2 protein-coding genes and 1 pseudogene are annotated in these 2,564 nt (G+C 69.4%); all 3 read right to left on the bottom strand.

Going from position 1 to position 2,564, the window contains the following annotated elements; translation table 11 throughout:
- Positions 1-452, bottom strand: a pseudogene (locus MJ783_RS23510) (hypothetical protein); the annotation flags it as partial.
- Positions 453-476: 24 nt separating this feature from the next.
- Positions 477-1,934: a hemolysin family protein gene (locus MJ783_RS02925; protein WP_239308356.1), complete on the bottom strand. Its 1,458-nt coding sequence runs from the start codon at positions 1,932-1,934 to the stop codon at positions 477-479.
- A gap of 80 nt (positions 1,935-2,014) precedes the next feature.
- Positions 2,015-2,491 carry an rRNA maturation RNase YbeY gene (ybeY, locus tag MJ783_RS02920; RefSeq protein WP_239308355.1) on the bottom strand — a complete coding sequence of 159 codons (477 nt, stop codon included), beginning with the start codon at positions 2,489-2,491 and terminating at the stop codon, positions 2,015-2,017.
- Between the last annotated feature and the right edge of the window lie 73 nt (positions 2,492-2,564).

The raw sequence follows: 2,564 nt of genomic DNA, 5'->3' as shown, positions 1-2,564 counted from the left end.
GGGCCGTCCGGGGCTGGGCCGTCCGGTGCTGGGAGCGCCACCCGCTCGGACACGATCGCCGCGGCCTCGAAGCTGCGGGCACCGCTGGACGCCGCCGCGACCACCGCCGCCCGCAGCGCCGACACGCTCAGTCGAGCGTCGGCATTCTCCACGGTCGCCGCCGCGTAGGTTCGCCCGTCGGTGTCACGGACGGCCGCGCCCTCGGCCGCGGCGGTTCCGCCTCGCGGCACGTAGGCACGCGGCCTTGCCGACCGGGCCAGGATCACGAGCTTTGCGTCCTCTGGTTCCAGCACGCCAGGGGCAACCGGCGCGGCGCCCGCGCCCGGACGCGCTCCGCCCGGGTTCTGCCCCCGCGAACCCGGTCCGTCCGACTCCCGCTCCGGCACACCCATCCCTGTCTCGTCCTTCTCGTCTTTCTCGCCCTTACCCATGCGCACGCCTGCGCGGGTCACTCATGTGATCCATATATGGGTTCCTCATGTGCGCGTCCCGGAGGCGGTACGGCGCGCGACCGGGCCGAGGGCGTTCCCGCCGTGGCCGCTGTCACCATGTTTCGCGTCCTCATCCCCGCCTTCATCCCCGCGCTCCTGGCCGGCCCGCTCGGACCCACCTCGATGACCGCCGGCACGGACCACGTCGGCCAGGGATCCGCCAGCGGAGTCCTCATCAGCAGACGACGACCGCCGGACCACCACCGTACCGATCTGGTTCCGGCGCCCGGCGGCGCTCTCGGCGGTGAGCGTGAGCACACCGACGGTCGCCGTCGCTCCCGGAATCGGCACGTGTCCCAACGCGCTCGCCAGCAGCCCGCCGACGGTCTCGACGTCACCGGATCCGGGCAGCTCGCCCGTTCCGAACAGGTCGCGCAGATCGTCCACTGACAGCCGGGCGGTCACCCTGGCCGCGTCGTCGCCGATCCATTCCACCGGCGCGGTCTCGGTGTCATATTCGTCGGTGATCTCTCCGACGATCTCCTCGAGGATGTCCTCGATGGTCACGAGCCCAGCGGTACCGCCGTACTCGTCGATGACGATCGCCATGTGGGTCCGGGACGCCTGCATCTCCCGCAGCAGGGCGTCAGCGTGCTTGCTCTCGGGCACCAGCGCTGGCGGGCGCATCACCTCCGAAACGGGCCGGGCGTCCAAGCCCTCGCGCTCGCGGCCCACCATGTCCTTGAGGAAGGCGATCCCGACCACGTCGTCCACGGTCTCCCCGGTCACCGGGATCCGTGAGAAACCGCTGCGTAACGCCAGCGAGATGGCCTGTCGGACGGTTTTCGCCGACTCGATGTGGACCATGTCGGGACGAGGGACCATGACCTCGCGCACCAGGGTGTCCCCGAGCTCGAAAACAGAAGCGATCATGTCGCGCTCGCCACGCTCGATGACGTCACGCTCCTGAGCGAGATCAACAAGATCACGCAGTTCCGCTTCGGTGGCGAACGGACCGTCCCGGTAGCCCCGCCCAGGGGTCACCGCGTTGCCAAACGCGATCAACAGGCGGGGCAACGGGCCGAACATCCGGCCGAGCCAGCTGGTAAGCCCCGCGGTGGCGAGCGCCACCACCGGTGCGTGCTGCCGGCCCAGTGTCCGGAACATCACTCCCACCAGGATGTACGCGAACAGCGTGCCGGCCAGCGCCCCGAGCGCGACCGAGGCGAAACCGGCTCCGTAGGTGTGCACGGCTATGACCGTCACACAGGCTGTCGTGATCATCTCTCCGACGATCCGCAGCAACAGCAGCAGCGCCAGATAACGGCCGGGGTCCGCGACGATCGCGGCCAGGCGGGTGGCCCGTGGCCGGCCAGCCCGCAGGAACTCCTCGACCGACACTCGGGAGACCCGGGTCAGCGCCGCGTCGATACACCCGATCCCGGCGGCGGCCAACGCGGCAACCACCGCGATCAGCAGAAGTGGAACATCACCGTAGCCCATGGGCTCGTCCCGTCAACTCCCCCGCACCATGCTCAGTATGTGCCATGCCCGGAAGTCGCTACGTTCAGCAGTCGCCGCGCTCAGCGCGTGCCAGCGCTCCGGGCGGCGTCCCACGATGTCAGCAGGCGGGACTGCACAGCCCACATCTCGCGCTCCTCCTCCGGTTCGGCGTGGTCGTAGCCGAGCAGGTGCAGGATGCCGTGCGTGCACAACAGATGCAGCTCGCGCTCGGTCGAGTGGCCCGCCTTTGCCGCCTGCCTGCGGGCGATCTCCGGGCACAGGACGACGTCGCCGAGGAGCAGGGCCGGGTCGTCCTCACCCGAGTCGGGCGCGGACGGGTCGAAGGCGTCGTCCTGGGGAAAGGCCAGCACGTCGGTCGGCCCCTCCTCACCCATGTAACGGACGTGGAGCTCCTCCATGGCGGACAGCTCCAGAAGCATGATCGACAGCTCCGCCAGCGGGTTGACCTTCATCTCGTCCAACACGAACCGGGCAAGTGCGACAAGGGCGACCTCGTCGGCGTCAGTGCCTGATTCGTTAGCTACGAAAACGGCCATCAGCCATCCATCCTCGTCCGGCGCCACAACCCGCGGCACACCACCGGTTGTGTCTCATCCACCTGTGCTTCCA

The sequence above is a fragment of the Protofrankia sp. Cj3 genome, assembly GCF_917627355.1.
In the GTDB taxonomy this organism is placed as follows: Bacteria; Actinomycetota; Actinomycetes; order Frankiales; family Frankiaceae; genus Protofrankia.
The sequence above is the reverse complement of the archived record's forward strand: the minus strand, read 5'-3'. Positions and strand labels throughout refer to the sequence as shown.

Bases quoted from the DNA above. Each gene is read 5' to 3' on its own strand.
- MJ783_RS02925 (WP_239308356.1), bottom strand. From the start codon at position 1,934: ATGGGCTACGGTGATGTTCCACTTCTGCTGATCGCGGTGGTTGCCGCG.
- ybeY (WP_239308355.1), bottom strand. From the start codon at position 2,491: ATGGCCGTTTTCGTAGCTAACGAATCAGGCACTGACGCCGACGAGGTC.